Below are 18,747 nucleotides of genomic sequence, written 5' to 3' on the forward strand. Positions count from 1 at the left end.
TGTTGTCCGCCTTAATCTAATGCGGAACCAATAATCAGCCAGCCGTTCAGCGCCACCACAATCACCACAATCAGCCAACCGATGCGTTTTACCCACCGACTGTTTACCAGATCGCCCATTAACCGCGCATCGCTGGTAAAAATCAGCAGCGGCACCAGCGCCAGCGCAATCCCGAAGCTCAGCAACACCTGACTCATTACCAGGATACGCGTCGGGTCCAGCCCCATCAAAATCACGATAAACGATGGCAGCATGGTAATTGTCCGGCGAAACCACAGCGGAATATGGAAGCGGATAAACCCCTGCATCACGACCTGCCCGGCAAGCGTTCCGACTACAGTCGACGAGAGACCGGCGGCAACCAGACTGAGACCAAAAATCGTCGCGGCGGCATGGCTAAGCAGCGGCTCGAGAGTTAAATAAGCCTGGTCGAGATCGGCCACTCCGGTGTGGCCGTTGAAGTGAAACGCAGCGGCAGCGGTCGCCATCATCGCCAGGTTAACGAAGCCGGCAATGGTCATCGCAATCGCCACGTCCCAACGCGTGGCGTTATAGCGTTCTTTGCGCGAGCCGTCGTGCAGGTTTTGCGTCAGCGACGAGTGCAGATAAATAACGTGCGGCATAATCGTCGCCCCGAGAACCCCGGCGGCAAGGAATACCGCTTCGCCATTCGGCAGGCTCGGAATAATCATACCTTTGGCCAGCGGCGCTATCGCCGGCTGCGAGAAGATAAGCTCGACCACATAGGCCACCGCCACAAACAGCAGCAGCCCGCCGATGACTTTTTCCAGCGGTTTCTGCCCGCGACGCTGCAACATCAGGATCAGGAAGGTGGCGACGCCGGTCAGCACCGCCCCCTGTAATAAGGAAACGCCGAGCAGCAGCTTAAAGCCGATGGCCGCGCCGATGAATTCAGCCAGATCGGTCGCCATGGCGATAATTTCCGCCTGTACCCAGTAAAACCACACCACCGGGCGTGGGTAATGGTCGCGGATCTGTTCCGCGAGGTTTTTACCGGTGGCGATACCGAGCTTGGCCGATAACACCTGAATCAGCATCGCCATCAGGTTCGCCCATACCACTACCCATAACAATTGATAGCCAAAGCTGGCGCCAGCCTGGATATTCGTGGCGAAGTTACCCGGATCGATGTAGCCGATGGCAGCAATGAATGCGGGCCCCATCAGTGCGAGCCTCATCTTGCGCGCTGCGCGACCGCTGCTATTCTCAACGCGACTGCTAGTCATTTTCTGCCCCTGGAAATATAGCCTTTGCTATGTTTAATGCTATCAAAATGCGAATGATTATCAAGTTCATTTAGAAAGGTGATAATGATTGCTTTGATAGGAGGGAACGATAGTAGGCCAAACAACAAAACGGGCGTGAAGATGTGGACAACGCGCCTTTCATCAGATTAGTACATTAATGCAACTTTTAATACCTTTGCATAACATAACAAAAATGTACGATTGATCACTATTTTTGTTATTGGTCACATATCCTTGCAATAGTGTGGATTCGATCTCGTTTTATTTAGGCTTGTTGCATAGAATGTGCACGGAAATTTAACCTGCCTCATATTTGGAGCAAATATGGACCGCGTCTTGCATTTTGTCCTCGCGATCGTTGTGGTGGCTATACTGGCCTTGCTGGTCAGTCACAACCGTAAGCAGATCCGCATTCGTTATGTTATTCAATTACTTGTTATTGAAGTTTTGCTGGCCTGGTTCTTCCTGAACTCCGATGTCGGTCTGGGTTTCGTGAAAGGCTTTTCTGAGATGTTCGAGAAACTTCTCGGTTTCGCCAACGAAGGCACCAACTTCGTATTCGGTAGCATGAACGATAAAGGTCTGGCCTTCTTCTTCCTGAAGGTTTTGTGCCCAATCGTCTTTATTTCCGCGCTGATTGGTATTTTACAGCATATTCGCATTCTGCCGATTGTCATCCGCGCTATCGGTACCGTGCTGTCGAAAGTTAACGGCATGGGCAAACTGGAATCCTTCAACGCCGTCAGCTCGCTGATCCTCGGCCAGTCGGAAAACTTCATCGCCTATAAAGATATTCTCGGCAAAATGTCTCGCAACCGTATGTACACCATGGCGGCAACCGCGATGTCTACCGTTTCGATGTCCATCGTCGGCGCCTATATGACTATGCTGCAGCCGAAGTATGTGGTTGCCGCGCTGGTGCTTAACATGTTCAGCACCTTTATCGTCCTGTCGCTGATTAACCCGTATCGCGTTGAGCAGAGCGAAGAAAACCTGCAGATGTCCAATCTGCACGAAGGTCAGAGCTTCTTCGAAATGTTGGGCGAATACATTCTGGCAGGCTTTAAAGTAGCGATTATCGTTGCGGCGATGCTGATCGGCTTTATCGCGCTGATCTCCGCACTTAACGCCCTGTTCGCCACCGTTACCGGCTGGTTTGGTTACAGCATCTCCTTCCAGGGGATCCTTGGCTACATCTTCTACCCGGTTGCGTGGGTAATGGGCGTGCCGGCGAGCGAAGCGCTGCAGGTCGGCAGTATTATGGCGACCAAACTGGTGTCTAACGAATTCGTGGCGATGATGGATCTGCAGAAAGTGGCAGCGACGCTCTCCCCGCGTGCGGAAGGTATCATCTCCATCTTCCTGGTCTCCTTCGCCAACTTCTCTTCTATCGGCATCATCGCCGGGGCGATTAAAGGCCTGAATGAAGAGCAAGGTAACGTGGTTTCTCGCTTTGGTCTGAAACTGGTTTACGGTTCCACGCTGGTCAGCGTGTTGTCAGCCTCTATCGCTGCGCTGGTACTGTAATCTCAAACAGACGTTAATAAAATAACAAGCCGGGCTGTAGCATCGCCCGGCTTTTTTACGCCTTCAATTCGCTTAACGGCTGTGGTTTGCCAATCAAGTAGCCCTGCAAATAATCGACGCCCAGCGCCAGTAACATCGCCTTCTGCGCCTGGGTCTCTACGTACTCTGCGACGACCGTTAACTGTTTCGCCCTCGCGATTTCGATAATGGATTTCACGATAATCGCATCAAGCTGGTCGCTCTCGATTTCGTGCACGAAGCAGCCGTCAATTTTTACGATATCCGCCTGCAGGCTTTTCAGACGCTCATAGTTAGCGTAACCGGTACCGAAGTCATCAATAGCGATAGCGCAACCGAACTCGCTCAGCAGCTGAATATTATGCATGCTGGTATCCGCATTCGAGAACGCCTGTTCTTCGGTTATCTCAATCGTGATATAAGCAGGCGAAACGCGATAACGCTTAAACAGCGCGATAATCTGTGCGGCGCTATCTTTTTGCATCAGCGTATACGGCAGCAAATTAACGGAGAAACGTCGGCCGGGATGTTGATCAAGCTGGCTGAACAGCGTTTCCAGCACCAGCATATCGAAGCGCTGACTGAGGTTGAACTGTGCAATAAGCGGAATAAAACGATCGGGGGTGATAATCGTCTCGCCGCAGCGCATACGGGTGAGGATTTCGTAATAGCCTTCCCCTTCTGCATTCTGAATCGGCTGCGCATATAACAGAAGATTACGCTCGTTCAGCGCTTGTTTAATTTTCGTCAGCATCCGCACCTGTTCGGTCGTTTGATCGGAAACCTCTTCCTGCGCGGTATCTAACGCCAGCACCCGCTGCACGGCGCCAGCCTGCTCCGATAGCCAACTAAGCTGGCCGAGCATGGGATGTAATTCCGTCTCAATGCCGCTGTAGCTGCCCCACGCCGCGCCAAACTCTAAATCGAGAGCGTGGTTATGCCAGTTAAATTTTGCGTGGTTAAGCATCGCGACAATGTGATTTAGCCGCGCAGCCGGATCCGGCCCTTCTATCACCAACAATAACTCGCTACCCGGGAGCTGATAAATTTTATCGCGGTGATCCAGGAGCGGCTGCAGGCGGCGGGCTATTTGCCGTTTGCACTCTACGCGCATCATCATGCCGTAATGGCGGCTAAGGAAGTCCAGGTTTTCGATGCGCAGACTGCTAATAACCACCCGCGGCGACTGGCGCAAATGTCCCTCCAGAGCCCGCAGATTGGGTAACCCGGTTAACGGATCCTCTTCAGCCCGATCGCGCCAGCGTTGTTTAATTCTGTCGCTACGCGAATAAATATCCGTCATGTAAAACAAACAAATCGTGAATGAAATTAGCACCGACAGGACAAATGACAAGGAGTACCCCGATTGAACACCCTGCAGAAAGTTTTTGTTATAGGCCACTAAAAAGAATGCCGAAATAGCCCACGTAATGCGAATTAACTCATGCCCCAGCCGCCCAATACCAACGAAGTAGAGAATGAAAATAATTGGCACCAGATATCCGGCAATTAAATCGGAATCAAAAGGCGCGCAAAGCACCAGCATGATTGCGATTAATGCTATAAACCAATACACGGTAAAGGTTCTTTTTTCTTTCACCAGCCACGGTTGACAATGACGGGCCCAAAACACCCGCCGATAACGTGGGCTAACTATCATTCTCATCGGATAATAGAAAGCGGTCGTAAAGATTAAGGCGGCACATATCAACGCCTGGATATCAATAACGGAATAGATAATCGAGGCGGTACTAAAGTAGCTGGAAACGGCAAGCGGGAAAGCGAAGAAGCGCCCCGCCAGATACATCGTCAGCTTAAGCAGGATGGGGGCAAAGAAGCCGCCCCAGAAGATACGGCGACCAATATGGCGCTTGGCCGGCCTTCCGCTACGCCATTTTTTCCCCGACAACGAGCGCATGATTGCGAAGGTGAAAAAGACGGAAAATAACTGACAGAATAACAGGATAGCGGCCTGCGTATAAGTTAGATCTATTATAAATGTATTAGTAATTGCAAACGCAACAATCAAAGGAGCAACGGCGTAACGACCGAAAATACAAATGGTTGCGTACATGACGCTTAATGGTAGCCATGCCAGATAAATTTGTTTTCCGTCGATAAGGGTTTGCGGAGAAATTAATCGAGAAAGCGGAATAAAAATCAAACAAACAATTAACGCCAGCAGAGTTTTTTTAACTTTGATGTTAAATATGTCAGTCATTATTGTTAATCAACACCTCTGCGGCTAAAAAATTATAAGCAATCAGAAAATAGTATGTTGGTTAATAATGGCAGGCAAGAAAATAAACCGAGAAAAATTCCTAAATTACGTTGGTTTTTATTTGCTCGATACACGCTGACGTAAGCTTAACGTCATTTACATTGACGGCGCCAAAAGCAAAAACCCCCGCCGTAGCGAGGGTTCGAATTTTGGTGGAGCTAAGCGGGATCGAACCGCTGACCTCTTGCATGCCATGCAAGCGCTCTCCCAGCTGAGCTATAGCCCCACAGGACCTCTTTACGAACCAAATCCGCTGGGTGCAGAATTTGGTGGAGCTAAGCGGGATCGAACCGCTGACCTCTTGCATGCCATGCAAGCGCTCTCCCAGCTGAGCTATAGCCCCGTAACGTAAAGCGTGTCGTGTTGACGGGCGGCATAATATGAATTCCTTCGCCAGGTGTCAACGGCAAAATTACCCCTCCTGATTCAATCGCTGAAAAAGCAGGCAAATAGCTGACAATGCGAGCCTTATCGCAGGCAGGCGTTAAACATGTCACTATTTCCTGTAAAAGGATGCTATAACATGAAGCACTAATTCCCACATATTTACTCAGGAAATAGTATGCTCAAGGAACGAATGACTCCGGAAGAAATTGCGCATCTAACTGGCTTTAGCCGACAGACGATTAATAAATGGGTTCGTAAAGAGGGGTGGCAAACTTCTCCGCGGCCTGGCGTACAGGGAGGCAAAGCGCGTCTCGTACACGTTAACGAGCAGGTACGGGAGTTTATCCGCAATGCCCAGCGCGTAGCGGAAACGCCCTCGCCCTATTCGGTCGCTGAGACCGATCTCGAACCCTTATTGCTTACGCTCTGCAAAGAGATGACTCATCGCGAACAGAAGCAGCTAATGTCGCTGCTGCTACGCGAAGGCATTACCGGGTTGTTAAACCGTCTTGGAATACGCGGCCAGTAAAATAAGAATGATGAAACTAAAAGAAAAAATGACGCCCGCGGAGCTTGCCGAGGTTCTGGGTCTGGCCAGACAAACGGTCAACCGTTGGGCGCGAGAACAAAAGTGGCGAACCGAGGCGATTCCCGGCGTCAAAGGCGGGCGTGCACGTTTGATTGTCATCGACCGGCCAGTGATTGATTTTCTGACCAATATTCCGGCATTTCGTCATCTGAATGAAGAGTATCAGCTCGCCGAACAGCCCGGCGGCTACTTTATCAATGAAGCGGATGCGGTATGGCGGCAAATCGCCGATACGCTGCAGTTAATGACCGCCGCAGAACAAACTCACCTTCGGGATCTACTTGCCCGCGATGGCATTAGTGGCTTCCTGGCGCGGTTAGGTATTAGCCCCGCGACAAAATAGCGGCGAAAAAAAACGGCAGGATTAACCTGCCGCTTGCTTTAGCTTACGCTCGGCCTCAGGACTGCTGGCTTTCGCGCTCGGCGATAAACGCCAGCGCTTTGTTGATACGTTCAACGCTACGGGATTTACCGATCGCGTGAACGGTGACGTCCAGCGCCGGAGACTGACCCGCGCCGGTCACGGCCACACGCAGCGGCATGCCCACTTTCCCCATACCCACTTCCAGCTCATCGGCGGTCGCCTGAATCGCATGGTGGACATTTTCCGCCGTCCAGTCGCTAATGGCTGCCAGCTTATCGCGAACCACTTCCAGCGGCTGACGCGCCACCGGGCGCAGGTGTTTCTTCGCCGCATCGGCGTCGAACTCGGCGAACTCTTCATAGAAGTAGCGGCAGCTCTGGGCAATCTCTTTCAGCGTTTTGCAACGCTCGCCCAGCAGCTTAACCAGCTCGGACAACTGCGGGCCGTTACGGGTATCGATATTTTCCTGCTCAATGTGCCACTGCAGATGCGTCGCCACATATTCCGCCGGCAGCGTGTTGATATAGTGATGGTTTAACCACAGCAGTTTATCGGTGTTGAACGCACTGGCAGACTTGCTCACCGCGCCCAGCGAGAAGAACTCGATCATCTCTTCGCGAGTGAAGATCTCCTGATCGCCATGAGACCAGCCCAGGCGCACCAGATAGTTCAGCAGCGCTTCCGGCAGGTAGCCGTCGTCACGGTACTGCATCACGCTCACCGCGCCGTGGCGCTTGGAAAGTTTTTTACCGTCATCGCCGTTGATCATCGATACGTGCGCATACACCGGCACCGGCGCATTCAGCGCTTTAAGAATGTTGATCTGGCGCGGGGTATTGTTGATGTGGTCTTCGCCGCGGATCACGTGGGTGATCGCCATATCCCAGTCATCCACCACGACGCAGAAGTTGTAGGTCGGGGAGCCGTCGGTACGGCGAATGATCAGATCGTCCAGCTCCTGGTTGCTGAATTCGATCGGCCCGCGGATCTGGTCGTCAAAGATAACCGAACCTTCCTGCGGGTTGGCAAAACGCACGACGCACGGCTCGTCGGCGGCGTGATGCTGATGATCATGGCGGCAGCGACCGTCGTAGCGCGGCTTTTCACCGTTAGCCATCTGTTCTTCACGCAGCGCGTCGAGACGTTCTTTCGAGCAGTAGCATTTATATGCTGTGCCTGCTTCCAGCATTTCATCAATAACCGCGTTATAGCGATCGAAACGTTTAGTCTGGAAATACGGGCCTTCGTCCCATTCCAGATTCAGCCAGTTCATCCCATCCATGATGGCTTCAATTGCTTCCGGGGTGGAGCGTTCGAGATCGGTGTCTTCAATACGCAGCACAAACTCACCGCCGTGGTTACGTGCAAAAAGCCAGGAATAGAGAGCAGTACGCGCACCGCCAACGTGCAGATAGCCTGTTGGGCTTGGCGCGAAGCGAGTTTTGATTTTCATGAAATGGCCTTACGTTTAATAAAGATGCCGATAGCCGGCAGTGTTCTTGGAATTGATAGGGGAATATTCTAACACCACAGGCTGATTCCTCAATGTAGATCCCGCCTCAACATCACGCTTTACCATTTTTGTTTATAAATCATACGCCGAAGCTGATTTTGCGATCGCTTTGTTTAATTTTACGACGAACAAACAAATTATTTAGAAAAGGCGTTGACTCAATTTCAACTCTCCCTATAATGCGACTCCACACAGCGGGGGTGATTAGCTCAGCTGGGAGAGCACCTCCCTTACAAGGAGGGGGTCGGCGGTTCGATCCCGTCATCACCCACCAACTACTTAAAGTAGTCTCCGCCGTGTAGAACAGAAAATTGAGAAGTGGGTGATTAGCTCAGCTGGGAGAGCACCTCCCTTACAAGGAGGGGGTCGGCGGTTCGATCCCGTCATCACCCACCACTTTCTCGCCAGCTGGATTTTCTGTCAAAATGTGAAGTACCGAAGTGGGTGATTAGCTCAGCTGGGAGAGCACCTCCCTTACAAGGAGGGGGTCGGCGGTTCGATCCCGTCATCACCCACCACTTCGGGTCGTTAGCTCAGTTGGTAGAGCAGTTGACTTTTAATCAATTGGTCGCAGGTTCGAATCCTGCACGACCCACCAATGTAAAAAGGCGCCCTAAAGGCGCCTTTTTGCTATGCGCAGAACTTTAAGATTCGAACCTGCAGCAGGTTCGGGTCGAACGCAGTGAGACAACGGCGCCGCTTGCGGCGACGGCCCGAAGGGCGAGGCGAAGCCGAGTCATCCTGCACGACCCACCAATGTAAAAAGGCGCCCTAAAGGCGCCTTTTTGCTATGCGCAGAACTCAGACACCTGCGACGGAGCGCCGCCCAGGCAAAAAACTTCAGCGCTGATACAGCGGGTCCTCAATTCTGGCTGATGTCAGGTTTGCGCCCTCTTCTCGCACGATTTCCCACAGCGCCTGCGCCGCGGTCGACAGCGAACGGTTTTTTCGCTGCGCCAGCATCAATTGGCGTTCCACAACCGGGGTTAATCTTTTTACCTGCAAACGGCTGCCCTGCGGCAAGGGTAAAGCCAGCGCCGGCAGTACGCTAATACCAATCCCCGATTCCACCATCGGGAATAGCGTCGCCGGATGACCAATCTCCTGCACGATATCGGCTTTGATGGCGAAACGCGCCAGCGCGGCATCAATCAGCGGCCGACTGCCGGAAGCATAGTCCTGCAATACCAGCCTCTCCCCTTGCAACTCCTGCCAGTTGACCGATGACTGCCGGGAAAAGCGGTGATCCTCACGACATAACAACAGAAAAGGTTCCGCCAATACGGACTCGCACTGCAAGTCTGCCGCCGTCCCCGGATCGATAACGATACCAAAATCAACCTCTCCCTGACGGATACTTTCCAGCACCCACTGCTGCGGCCTGTCATGCAGTACGAAATCAATATCCGGATAGCGGCGATTGCTATGAGCGATGCATTGCGGGATCAGATGCGCCGAGATGGTCTGGCTGGCGGCGACGCGCACGGTCCCCGTCAGCTGCTGCCCTACCCGCCCCGCTTCGCGCAGGGTCACATGGAGTTCATCAAGCAAACGCTCAAGCTTGCCCGCCAGCTGATGGCCTGCTTCGGTGAGCACCACTTCACGCGTCGTTCTGTCGAGCAAACGTACGCCGGTCTGGTGCTCCAGTTCCTTAACGCTATGGCTCACTGCCGACTGGCTAAGACCAATAATTTCCCCGGCACGGCTAAAACTGCGCGCCCTGGCGACGGTGACAAAGACCTTTAACTGACGTAACGAATAATTCATCTGTTTTATTCATGAATAGATGCAATAAATCAATTTTATTTCTCAAAACAAAGAAAGCACAATAGCGGCATCGAATTTCAGGAGCGTTTATGAAACTTTTCCGCATTCTTGATCCATTTACACTGACATTGATCACCGTGGTTCTGCTGGCCTCGTTCTTCCCGGCGCGCGGCGAATTCGTCCCTTTCGTCGAGCATCTCACTACCGCCGCCATTGCGCTGTTATTCTTTATGCACGGCGCCAAGCTGTCGCGTGAAGCCATTATCGCCGGCGGCAGCCACTGGCGTTTACACCTATGGGTGATGTGCAGCACCTTTATTGTTTTTCCGGTTCTGGGGGTTCTGTTTGCGTGGTGGGCGCCGATTAAGGTCGACCCGATGCTCTATAGCGGTTTTATTTACCTTTGTATCTTACCGGCGACCGTACAGTCAGCTATTGCTTTTACTTCGCTCGCCGGCGGTAACGTCGCCGCGGCGGTCTGTTCCGCTTCAGCGTCAAGTCTGCTCGGTATTTTTGTCTCGCCATTGCTGGTAGGACTGTTGATGCATTTGCATGGCGCTGGCGGCGATCTGGAACAGGTCGGTAAGATTATGCTGCAACTGCTGCTGCCGTTTGTTCTTGGACACTTGTCGCGCCCGTGGATCGGTAGCTGGGTGGCGAAACATAAAAAATGGATTGGCAAAACCGATCAGACCTCGATCTTGCTGGTGGTCTACTCAGCCTTTAGCGAAGCCGTCGTCAATGGAATCTGGCATAAAGTGGGCGTAGGGTCGCTGTTGTTTATCGTCGTTGTCAGCCTGGTGCTATTGGCCATTGTCATCGCGATCAACGTTTTTGTCGCCCGCCGCTGCGGCTTTAGCAAGCCGGATGAAATTACCATCGTCTTCTGCGGCTCGAAAAAGAGCCTGGCGAACGGGATACCGATGGCGAATATCCTGTTCCCGGCATCGATTCTGGGGATAATGGTGCTGCCGCTAATGATCTTCCATCAGATCCAACTGATGGTCTGCGCCGTGCTGGCTCGTCGCTATAAAGCGCAAACAGACGCCCAACAGGCGCAGGAGAAATCCCGCGCTACGGCAGGTTAACGCGGTTGCTTCAGGGGCTGCACCAGTTGCGTCAGCCCCTCGGTCTTGATTAATAAGGTCAACGCCATCAGCTCGCCGAGATGCCCGGCAGGGAATTGATCCTTACGGGCAAACCACAGCAAATACTCTTCCGGGACGTCGATCAAACGGCGCCCCTTATATTTGCCAAATGGCATCTCGGTATTAGCAATCTCGATGAGCTGCGCTTTATCCACGTTATTCTCCCAGCAGGCGCATCATTTCGGCTTCGTCGATAACCTCAATGCCTAACTCCTGCGCCTTCGCAAGCTTAGAGCCCGCCGCTTCGCCGGCAATCACCAGATCGGTTTTCTTCGACACGCTGCCGGCGACTTTCGCCCCCAGCGCGACCAGCCGCGCTTTGGCTTCATCGCGCGACAGCTGGCTCAGGCTACCGGTTAATACCACGGTTTTACCAGCAAACGGACTGTCAATTTCTTCCGCCTTCACCACCACCGGCGCCGGCCAGCGGACGCCTTCAGCGCGCAGTTGCGCGATGACCTCGCGGTTGCTCTCTTCGGCGAAGAAGTTAAAAGTATGCGTGGCGACGACAATCCCGACGTCAGGCACCTTCTGCAGCTCCTCAATTGAAGCCTGTTCCAGCGCTTCAATTGTGCCAAAATGCGCCGCCAGTCCCGCGGCGGTCGCCTCACCGACTTCGCGAATACCTAACGCATACAGGAAGCGGGCGAAAGTCGTCTCTTTCGCTTTCTCCAGCGCGTTGACCACGTTTTGCGCCGATTTAGGCCCCATGCGATCCAGCCCGGTTAGTTTGCCCGCGCTGAGACGGAACAGATCGGCTGGCGTATGGACGTACTCTTTCTCAACCAGCTGATCGATGATTTTATCGCCCATACCGTCGACATCCAGCGCCCGTCGGGAGACAAAGTGCTTCAGCGCTTCTTTACGCTGTGCGCCGCAGATAAGCCCGCCGGTACAGCGCGCCACCGCTTCCCCTTCCACGCGTTCAACATCGGAATGACATACCGGGCAATGGGTTGGGAAGATGATTTCACGCGTATGTTCCGGGCGTTCAGAAAGCACTACGTTGACGACCTGCGGGATCACGTCCCCCGCGCGGCGAATCACCACTTTGTCGCCAATACGCAGACCTAAACGTTCGATTTCGTCGGCGTTATGCAGCGTGGCGTTACTGACCAGTACCCCGGCCACGTGCACCGGTTCAAGGCGCGCTACCGGCGTAATCGCCCCGGTACGGCCAACCTGGAATTCCACATCGTTGACAAAAGTCATCTGCTCTTGGGCCGGGAATTTAAAGGCTACCGCCCAGCGCGGGGCACGGGCGACGAAACCAAGCTGCTCCTGCAGCGCCAGCGAATCGACTTTAATTACCACGCCGTCAATATCAAAACCAAGTTTCGGACGATCTTCTTCAACCTGGCGATAGTAAGTGAGCACTTCCTCTGGAGAATGACACAGCATCACGCGGTCGCTCACCGGTAGCCCCCACTGCTTAAACTGCTGTAAACGGGCAGAGTGGCTGGCCGGCAGTTCGCCGCCTTCCAGCACGCCAACGCCGTAGCAGAAGAAAGTAAGCGGTCGCTTCGCGGTAATACGCGGGTCCAACTGGCGCAACGAGCCCGCAGCGGCATTGCGCGGGTTAGCAAACACTTTACCGCCGGTGCGGCGGGCTTCTTCATTAATTTTTTCAAATCCAGCCTGCGGCAGGAACACTTCTCCGCGCACTTCCAGACGCGCCGGGATATTGTCGCCGCGTAGCTTCAACGGAATAGCGCGAATGGTGCGCACGTTGGAGGTAATATCCTCGCCGGTGGTGCCATCGCCACGGGTCGCCGCCTGCATCAGCACGCCGTTTTCATAGAGGATGCTGACCGCCAGGCCATCGAGCTTGAGCTCGCAGCACCAAGTCAGATCCGCCGTATCGCTTAAACGGTCCTGCACGCGTTTGTTAAAGGCGAGGAAACTCTCTTCATCAAAGACGTTATCCAGCGATAGCATTGGTACTTCATGGCGAATCTGGCTAAAAGAGGCCAATGGCGCCGCGCCAACGCGCTGGGTTGGCGAGTCAGGGGTAATCAGTTCAGGATGTTGCGCTTCGAGTTCGCGCAGTTCGCGCATCAGCCGGTCATATTCCGCATCGGGAATCTCCGGGGTGTCCATAACATGATACAGATATTCATGATGGCGAAGGGTGGTTCGCAGTTCAGTCAGTTTTTGTTCGATTGGTTCCATATCGCACCATCAATGATAAAAAACCCCCGACGGGCGGGGGTTCAGATTAAGCAGACGACACGCTAGCGCGTAGAAATCAGGCGTTAGCCTCTTTTACTTCGCGAATACGATCCTGGTACTCACGCAGTTTCTGCGGCGTCATCATCCGACGCTGGTCGTCAAGCACCACGCCGCCAACTTCATCGGCGATGTACTGCGCCGACTGCAGCATCAGTTTAAAGTTTTGCAGCTCGTCGCCAAACGACGGCACCTGCATAAAGATAGTCACGCCCGGCGTGGTCATATCCACCATCGCATCCGGATTAAAGGTGCCAGGTTTAACCATGTTCGCCAGGCTGAACAATACCTGTCCGCTACCGTCCGGGCTTAAATGGCGATGGAAAATATTCATATCGCCAAACTTAAAGCCGGCCTGCTGGATGCTGTTGATCAGCAATTCACCATTAAGCTGCGAACCGTGATGCGCGGCGACGTTCATCACGATGACCGTCTCTTTGCGCTCTTTTGGCTGCGGCGCGGCGGCGGGCTGCTGAGGTTCAGCGGCTGGCGCTTCAGGGGCCGGTTGCGGCTGCGGCGCGGCTGGCTGTTGAACCGGCGCAGGTTGTTGAGCAACAGGTTGTTGGACTGGCGCCGGCTGTTGCGCTACAGGCTGCTGCGGCGCAGGCTGCACCGGCTGCTGGTATTGCGGCGGTACCGGCTGTGGCTGATGGACCGGCTGCGCTGGATGTACCGGCTGAGCAGGGGCAACATGATGCGGCGGCTGGGCCTGCGGCTGCGGAGCAACAGGCTGCTGCGGGCGCGGCGCGTGCGGCGGCGCCTGATGCACCGGCTCGTCCTGACGCACAGGCTGCTGCACCTGACGCTCGTACGGAGGCTGATACTGGTGTTGCGGCGCCTGACGAGGTGCTTCTTGCTCCCCATATGCGCCATTCGGGGCGTGATTAACCCGGTGAACGCGAACTTCACCTACGCCTTCAACATCGTCATCAAAGTCATCGCCTTCCGATGTTTCATCGTCGCGAGACTTCATACGTTTCAGTGGGCGATCGCGGAACATCGAGGAACGCTCTTTACGGCTGGTCCAGAAACCATGTACCAGTAAAGCGATTATGGCGATCGCGCCAACAATGATTAATATCAGACGCAAATCCTGCATCATTATATTCTCTGTTGTTCTAACACCTTGCCACCACGGCAAACATTTACTCACTAAGAGTATTTGCCGATTACATCAAGTGCAAGTGCGTCTGCCCCTTTCACCCCATAAAGATGAACTAAATCGTGCTTTTTGCTGTTTTTTCGAACATTTCCTAACTGGTTATTGTCTGGCAACCCGATAAAATAAGCGGGCATTCACACTGAATGTTAAAAAAGGAGCATCGCCTGACTATGGTTTCATCATCCGCAACTACCCCACGTAGCGGCGTCTACTATTTTTCACAAGGCTGGAAACTCATCAGGCTGCCAGGGATTCGACGTTTCGTGTTCCTGCCTTTATTAGTTAACGTGATTCTGATGGGCGGCGCGTTCTGGTGGCTGTTTACCCGCCTCGATAGCTGGATCCCTTCATTAATGAGCCATGTGCCTGAATGGCTTCAGTGGTTAAACTACCTACTGTGGCCGGTGGCGGTTATCTCTATTTTGTTGGTATTTGGTTACTTCTTTTCGACTATCGCCAACTGGATTGCCGCGCCGTTTAGCGGCCTGCTGGCGGAACAGCTCGAAGCGCGGCTGACCGGCGCCACGCCGCCGGACGTTGGCATATTCGGCATTATGAAAGATGTCCCGCGCATTATGAAACGCGAATGGCAAAAGTTTGCCTGGTACCTGCCGCGCGCCATCGTTCTGTTGCTGCTGTACTTTATCCCCGGCATTGGTCAAACCGTCGCGCCGGTACTGTGGTTCCTGTTTAGCGCCTGGATGCTGGCCATTCAGTACTGCGACTATCCGTTCGATAACCATAAAGTGCCGTTTAAAACCATGCGCGAGGCGCTGCGCTCGCGGAAGGTCATTAACATGCAGTTTGGCGCGCTGACCAGCCTGTTCACCATGATCCCGGTTCTCAACCTGGTGATTTTGCCAGTCGCTATCTGCGGCGCGACGGCGATGTGGGTGGATTGCTACCGCGATAAGCACGCGATGTGGAAATAGCGCGCTTAGCTGTCTCTTTCGGGGCGGTTCACGCCGCCCCTTATTTCCGTCTTATTCCTTCTTGCTCATCATTATTTCCCTTCAGCATATAGATATGCTAAATCCTTACTTCCGGATATTGTTTAAGCGGGTATGCTGAAGCCGTACCCCCAAATTTCATACAGTTAAGGACGGGCCATGAGTAAGATTTTTGAAGACAACTCCCTGACTATCGGTCATACGCCGCTGGTACGACTGAACCGCATCGGTAATGGCCGAATCCTGGCCAAGGTAGAATCTCGTAACCCGAGCTTTAGCGTTAAATGCCGTATCGGCGCCAATATGATTTGGGATGCTGAAAAGCGCGGCGTACTGAAACCGGGTGTGGAACTGGTTGAACCAACCAGCGGCAACACCGGTATTGCCCTTGCCTACGTCGCCGCCGCTCGCGGCTACAAACTGACGCTGACCATGCCGGAAACCATGAGCGTGGAACGCCGCAAGCTGCTGAAAGCGCTGGGCGCTAACCTGGTGCTGACCGAAGGCGCGAAAGGCATGAAAGGCGCCATCCAGAAGGCGGAAGAGATTGTCGCCAGCGACCCGGAAAAGTATCTGCTGCTGCAGCAGTTCAGTAACCCGGCGAACCCGGAAATTCACGAAAAAACCACCGGCCCGGAAATCTGGGAAGACACCGATGGCCAGGTTGACGTCTTTATTTCCGGCGTCGGTACCGGCGGTACTCTGACCGGTGTTTCTCGTTATATTAAAGGCACGAAAGGCAAAAAAGATCTGATTACCGTCGCCGTTGAGCCGACCGACTCGCCGGTTATCACTCAGGCGCTGGCTGGCGAAGAGCTGAAACCTGGCCCGCACAAAATTCAGGGCATCGGCGCCGGCTTTATCCCGGGCAACCTCGACCTGAAACTGGTCGATAAAGTGGTCGCTATTACCAATGAAGAGGCTATCTCCACCGCCCGTCGCCTGATGGAAGAAGAAGGCATTCTGGCCGGTATCTCTTCCGGCGCGGCTGTCGCCGCGGCGTTAAAGCTGCAGGAAGATGAAGCCTTTACCAATAAGAATATTGTGGTTATCCTACCGTCTTCCGGTGAGCGTTATTTAAGCACGGCGCTGTTCGCAGATCTCTTCACCGAGAAAGAATTGCAACAGTAGTGCCAGTTTGTAAAAACCGTGTAAAAAAGCACCTTTTCGGGTGCTTTTTTGTGGCATACGTCAAAGTTTTACCCCTCCTGGCATTGATTCACCTCGTAGGGTCTGGTATTTAACCAGCACATTTATTTTGAAGCGCGAAATTATTCAGATTTGGATTTCCGCAGGCTGAATCGATTTTATGATTTGGTTCAAGTCTTCCTTTCGCGGCATAATGTTTAATGAAGTGCTAGACGTCAACGGACTTAAGGTCCTCTCAGCGGTTTCGCTGCTGACGCCTTAGCCACACACGTAACGCCGGCGCTAACAATACAGGCTAAAGTTTGGTCGTTAGGCTAGACTTTAGGTCCACAACACTAAACCTATAAGTTGGGGAAATATAATGTTCCAGCAAGAAGTTACCATTACCGCTCCGAACGGTCTGCACACCCGCCCTGCTGCTCAGTTTGTTAAAGAAGCGAAAGGCTTCACTTCTGAGATCACTGTAACCTCCAACGGCAAAAGCGCCAGCGCAAAAAGCCTGTTCAAACTGCAAACTCTGGGCCTGACTCAGGGTACCGTTGTGACCATCTCCGCTGAAGGCGAAGATGAGCAAAAAGCAGTTGAGCATCTGGTTAAACTGATGGCTGAACTCGAGTAAGTTCACGGGTTCTTTTTAATATCAGTCACAAGTAAGGTAGGGTTATGATTTCAGGCATTTTAGCATCCCCGGGTATCGCTTTCGGCAAGGCTCTCCTGCTGAAAGAAGATGAAATTGTCATCGACCGGAAGAAAATTTCTGCCGATAAGGTTGATCAGGAAGTTGAACGTTTCCTGAACGGCCGCACCAAGGCCTCCGCCCAGCTGGAGGTCATCAAAACCAAAGCTGGTGAAACTTTCGGTGAAGAAAAAGAAGCCATCTTCGAAGGGCATATTATGCTGCTGGAAGATGAGGAGCTTGAGCAGGAAATCATAGCCCTGATTAAAGATAAGCACATGACTGCCGATGCGGCAGCCAATGAAGTTATCGAAGGACAGGCAACTGCACTGGAAGAGCTGGATGACGAATACCTGAAAGAGCGTGCCGCTGACGTACGCGACATCGGTAAACGTCTGCTGCGCAACATTCTGGGCCTGGCAATCATCGATCTGAGCGCTATCGCGGATGAAGTCATCCTCGTTGCCGCCGATCTGACCCCGTCGGAAACCGCACAGCTGAACCTGAATAAGGTTCTGGGTTTCATCACCGACGCGGGCGGCCGTACTTCCCACACCTCTATCATGGCGCGCTCCCTTGAACTGCCGGCAATCGTCGGTACCGGAAGCGTCACCTCCCAGGTGAAAAACGGCGACTATCTGATTCTTGATGCGGTTAACAACCAGGTTCTGGTTAACCCAAGCAACGAAAAAATCGAAGAGCTGCGTGCGCTGCAGGCGCAGGTTGCTGAAGAAAAAGCAGAACTGGCGAAACTGAAAGATCTGCCGGCCATCACTCTCGACGGTCATCAGGTTGAAGTTTGCGCTAACATCGGTACCGTTCGCGACGTAGACGGCGCTGAGCGCAACGGCGCGGAAGGCGTAGGCCTGTACCGTACTGAATTCCTGTTCATGGACCGCGATTCTCTGCCGACTGAAGAAGAACAGTTCGCAGCCTATAAAGCGGTGGCTGAAGCGTGCGGCTCACAGGCCGTTATCGTTCGCACCATGGACATCGGCGGCGATAAAGAGCTGCCGTACATGAACTTCCCGAAAGAAGAGAACCCGTTCCTCGGTTGGCGCGCCGTGCGTATCGCGATGGATCGTAAAGAGATCCTCCGCGACCAGGTTCGCGCTATCCTGCGTGCCTCCGCTTTCGGTAAACTGCGCATCATGTTCCCGATGATCATCTCTGTTGAAGAAGTGCGCGCACTGAAGAAAGAGATTGAGATCTACAAACAGGAACTGCGTGACGAAGGTAAAGCTTTTGACGAATCGATTGAGATCGGCGTGATGGTGGAAACCCCGGCGGCCGCGACCATTGCTCGTCATTTAGCCAAAGAAGTTGATTTCTTTAGTATCGGAACCAATGATTTAACGCAATATACTCTGGCAGTTGACCGTGGTAATGATATGATCTCGCATCTTTACCAGCCGATGTCACCGTCTGTGCTGACTCTGATCAAGCAAGTTATTGATGCTTCTCATGCAGAAGGCAAATGGACTGGTATGTGTGGTGAGCTTGCGGGCGATGAACGTGCTACACTTCTGTTGCTGGGTATGGGGCTGGACGAATTCTCTATGAGCGCCATTTCCATCCCGCGCATCAAGAAGATTATTCGTAACACGAACTTCGAAGATGCGAAAGTATTAGCAGAGCAGGCTCTTGCTCAACCGACGACGGACGAGTTAATGACGCTGGTTAACAAGTTCATTGAAGAAAAAACAATCTGCTAATCCA

The 18,747-nt window shown here is 53.1% G+C and carries 15 protein-coding genes, 6 tRNA genes and 1 other RNA gene; 13 read left to right on the top strand and 9 right to left on the bottom strand.

Annotated features, from left to right (window positions below):
* Positions 1-11: 11 nt before the first annotated feature.
* Positions 12-1,247: an Nramp family divalent metal transporter gene (locus tag PGR29_RS06925; RefSeq protein WP_087860073.1), complete on the bottom strand. Its 1,236-nt coding sequence runs from the start codon at positions 1,245-1,247 to the stop codon at positions 12-14.
* 345 nt (positions 1,248-1,592) lie between these two features.
* On the opposite strand from PGR29_RS06925, the gene nupC reads away from it, so the two are divergent.
* The gene (nupC, locus tag PGR29_RS06930) at positions 1,593-2,795 is read left to right on the top strand and encodes a nucleoside permease NupC (RefSeq protein WP_316424297.1); all 1,203 of its coding nucleotides are present in this window, start codon (positions 1,593-1,595) and stop codon (positions 2,793-2,795) included.
* 55 nt (positions 2,796-2,850) lie between these two features.
* On the opposite strand, the gene PGR29_RS06935 is transcribed toward nupC, so the two are convergent.
* The 3 genes from PGR29_RS06935 to PGR29_RS06945 form a co-directional block, all read right to left on the bottom strand.
* Positions 2,851-5,034 (bottom strand): EAL domain-containing protein, encoded by a 2,184-nt coding sequence (locus PGR29_RS06935; RefSeq protein WP_213794322.1) that lies wholly within the window; start codon positions 5,032-5,034, stop codon positions 2,851-2,853.
* A 210-nt stretch (positions 5,035-5,244) separates the two neighbouring features.
* Positions 5,245-5,320 (bottom strand) — tRNA-Ala (locus PGR29_RS06940).
* 41 nt (positions 5,321-5,361) lie between these two features.
* Positions 5,362-5,437, bottom strand: a tRNA-Ala gene (locus PGR29_RS06945).
* A 219-nt stretch (positions 5,438-5,656) separates the two neighbouring features.
* Between PGR29_RS06945 and PGR29_RS06950 the strand changes: the two genes are divergently transcribed.
* Together PGR29_RS06950 and PGR29_RS06955 are read left to right on the top strand one after the other, a co-directional pair.
* Positions 5,657-6,010 (top strand): YfeC-like transcriptional regulator, encoded by a 354-nt coding sequence (locus PGR29_RS06950; protein WP_013878158.1) that lies wholly within the window; start codon positions 5,657-5,659, stop codon positions 6,008-6,010.
* Between the two features lie 7 nt (positions 6,011-6,017).
* Positions 6,018-6,413: a YfeC-like transcriptional regulator gene (locus PGR29_RS06955; protein ID WP_087860071.1), complete on the top strand. Its 396-nt coding sequence runs from the start codon at positions 6,018-6,020 to the stop codon at positions 6,411-6,413.
* A gap of 55 nt (positions 6,414-6,468) precedes the next feature.
* On the opposite strand, the gene gltX is transcribed toward PGR29_RS06955, so the two are convergent.
* On the bottom strand, positions 6,469-7,887 hold the full coding sequence (gene gltX / locus PGR29_RS06960) for a glutamate--tRNA ligase (protein WP_020078209.1): 1,419 nt from the start codon (positions 7,885-7,887) through the stop codon (positions 6,469-6,471).
* A gap of 258 nt (positions 7,888-8,145) precedes the next feature.
* Here gltX and PGR29_RS06965 point away from each other — a divergent pair.
* The 5 genes from PGR29_RS06965 to PGR29_RS06985 all read left to right on the top strand — a co-directional run bounded on the left by PGR29_RS06965 (position 8,146) and on the right by PGR29_RS06985 (position 8,703).
* Positions 8,146-8,221 (top strand) — tRNA-Val (locus PGR29_RS06965).
* 46 nt (positions 8,222-8,267) lie between these two features.
* Positions 8,268-8,343, top strand: a tRNA-Val gene (locus PGR29_RS06970).
* Positions 8,344-8,389: 46 nt separating this feature from the next.
* Positions 8,390-8,465: transfer RNA gene (locus PGR29_RS06975), tRNA-Val, on the top strand.
* 4 nt (positions 8,466-8,469) lie between these two features.
* A tRNA-Lys gene (locus PGR29_RS06980) sits at positions 8,470-8,545 on the top strand.
* Between the two features lie 22 nt (positions 8,546-8,567).
* A non-coding RNA gene (locus tag PGR29_RS06985) (RtT sRNA) lies at positions 8,568-8,703 on the top strand.
* A gap of 84 nt (positions 8,704-8,787) precedes the next feature.
* Here PGR29_RS06985 and PGR29_RS06990 read toward each other — a convergent pair.
* Positions 8,788-9,714 (bottom strand): LysR family transcriptional regulator, encoded by a 927-nt coding sequence (locus tag PGR29_RS06990; RefSeq protein ID WP_047037069.1) that lies wholly within the window; start codon positions 9,712-9,714, stop codon positions 8,788-8,790.
* An 89-nt stretch (positions 9,715-9,803) separates the two neighbouring features.
* Between PGR29_RS06990 and PGR29_RS06995 the strand changes: the two genes are divergently transcribed.
* Complete coding sequence (locus PGR29_RS06995) at positions 9,804-10,802, top strand: bile acid:sodium symporter family protein (RefSeq protein WP_013878163.1); 999 nt, start codon at positions 9,804-9,806, stop codon at positions 10,800-10,802.
* Here PGR29_RS06995 and PGR29_RS07000 read toward each other — a convergent pair.
* From PGR29_RS07000 to zipA, 3 genes are all read right to left on the bottom strand, one after another.
* Positions 10,799-11,017 carry a DUF3820 family protein gene (locus tag PGR29_RS07000; RefSeq protein ID WP_013878164.1) on the bottom strand — a complete coding sequence of 73 codons (219 nt, stop codon included), beginning with the start codon at positions 11,015-11,017 and terminating at the stop codon, positions 10,799-10,801. The two genes, PGR29_RS06995 and PGR29_RS07000, sit on opposite strands and share 4 nt — an antisense overlap.
* Before the next feature lies 1 nt (position 11,018).
* A complete protein-coding gene (ligA, locus tag PGR29_RS07005) occupies positions 11,019-13,034 on the bottom strand; it encodes an NAD-dependent DNA ligase LigA (RefSeq protein ID WP_316424298.1) in 2,016 nt (671 codons plus the stop codon).
* A gap of 76 nt (positions 13,035-13,110) precedes the next feature.
* On the bottom strand, positions 13,111-14,193 hold the full coding sequence (gene zipA / locus PGR29_RS07010; protein WP_183269006.1) for a cell division protein ZipA: 1,083 nt from the start codon (positions 14,191-14,193) through the stop codon (positions 13,111-13,113).
* A gap of 230 nt (positions 14,194-14,423) precedes the next feature.
* On the opposite strand from zipA, the gene cysZ reads away from it, so the two are divergent.
* The 4 genes from cysZ (at position 14,424) to ptsI (ending at position 18,743) form a co-directional block, all read left to right on the top strand.
* Complete coding sequence (gene cysZ / locus PGR29_RS07015; protein WP_013878167.1) at positions 14,424-15,185, top strand: sulfate transporter CysZ; 762 nt, start codon at positions 14,424-14,426, stop codon at positions 15,183-15,185.
* Between the two features lie 177 nt (positions 15,186-15,362).
* Positions 15,363-16,334 (top strand): cysteine synthase A, encoded by a 972-nt coding sequence (gene cysK, locus PGR29_RS07020; protein ID WP_045362238.1) that lies wholly within the window; start codon positions 15,363-15,365, stop codon positions 16,332-16,334.
* 379 nt (positions 16,335-16,713) lie between these two features.
* A complete protein-coding gene (gene ptsH, locus PGR29_RS07025) occupies positions 16,714-16,971 on the top strand; it encodes a phosphocarrier protein Hpr (protein WP_000487600.1) in 258 nt (85 codons plus the stop codon).
* A gap of 44 nt (positions 16,972-17,015) precedes the next feature.
* A complete protein-coding gene (gene ptsI / locus PGR29_RS07030; protein ID WP_015365498.1) occupies positions 17,016-18,743 on the top strand; it encodes a phosphoenolpyruvate-protein phosphotransferase PtsI in 1,728 nt (575 codons plus the stop codon).
* Positions 18,744-18,747 lie beyond the last annotated feature (4 nt).

This window comes from Klebsiella sp. 141203 (genome assembly GCF_032601985.1).
GTDB lineage: Bacteria > Pseudomonadota > Gammaproteobacteria > Enterobacterales > Enterobacteriaceae > Klebsiella > Klebsiella aerogenes.

Bases quoted from the DNA above. Each gene is read 5' to 3' on its own strand.
- PGR29_RS06925 (WP_087860073.1), bottom strand. From the start codon at position 1,247: ATGACTAGCAGTCGCGTTGAGAATAGCAGCGGTCGCGCAGCGCGCAAG.
- nupC (WP_316424297.1), top strand. From the start codon at position 1,593: ATGGACCGCGTCTTGCATTTTGTCCTCGCGATCGTTGTGGTGGCTATA.
- PGR29_RS06935 (WP_213794322.1), bottom strand. From the start codon at position 5,034: ATGACTGACATATTTAACATCAAAGTTAAAAAAACTCTGCTGGCGTTA.
- PGR29_RS06950 (WP_013878158.1), top strand. From the start codon at position 5,657: ATGCTCAAGGAACGAATGACTCCGGAAGAAATTGCGCATCTAACTGGC.
- PGR29_RS06955 (WP_087860071.1), top strand. From the start codon at position 6,018: ATGATGAAACTAAAAGAAAAAATGACGCCCGCGGAGCTTGCCGAGGTT.
- gltX (WP_020078209.1), bottom strand. From the start codon at position 7,887: ATGAAAATCAAAACTCGCTTCGCGCCAAGCCCAACAGGCTATCTGCAC.
- PGR29_RS06990 (WP_047037069.1), bottom strand. From the start codon at position 9,714: ATGAATTATTCGTTACGTCAGTTAAAGGTCTTTGTCACCGTCGCCAGG.
- PGR29_RS06995 (WP_013878163.1), top strand. From the start codon at position 9,804: ATGAAACTTTTCCGCATTCTTGATCCATTTACACTGACATTGATCACC.
- ligA (WP_316424298.1), bottom strand. From the start codon at position 13,034: ATGGAACCAATCGAACAAAAACTGACTGAACTGCGAACCACCCTTCGC.
- zipA (WP_183269006.1), bottom strand. From the start codon at position 14,193: ATGATGCAGGATTTGCGTCTGATATTAATCATTGTTGGCGCGATCGCC.
- cysZ (WP_013878167.1), top strand. From the start codon at position 14,424: ATGGTTTCATCATCCGCAACTACCCCACGTAGCGGCGTCTACTATTTT.
- cysK (WP_045362238.1), top strand. From the start codon at position 15,363: ATGAGTAAGATTTTTGAAGACAACTCCCTGACTATCGGTCATACGCCG.
- ptsH (WP_000487600.1), top strand. From the start codon at position 16,714: ATGTTCCAGCAAGAAGTTACCATTACCGCTCCGAACGGTCTGCACACC.
- ptsI (WP_015365498.1), top strand. From the start codon at position 17,016: ATGATTTCAGGCATTTTAGCATCCCCGGGTATCGCTTTCGGCAAGGCT.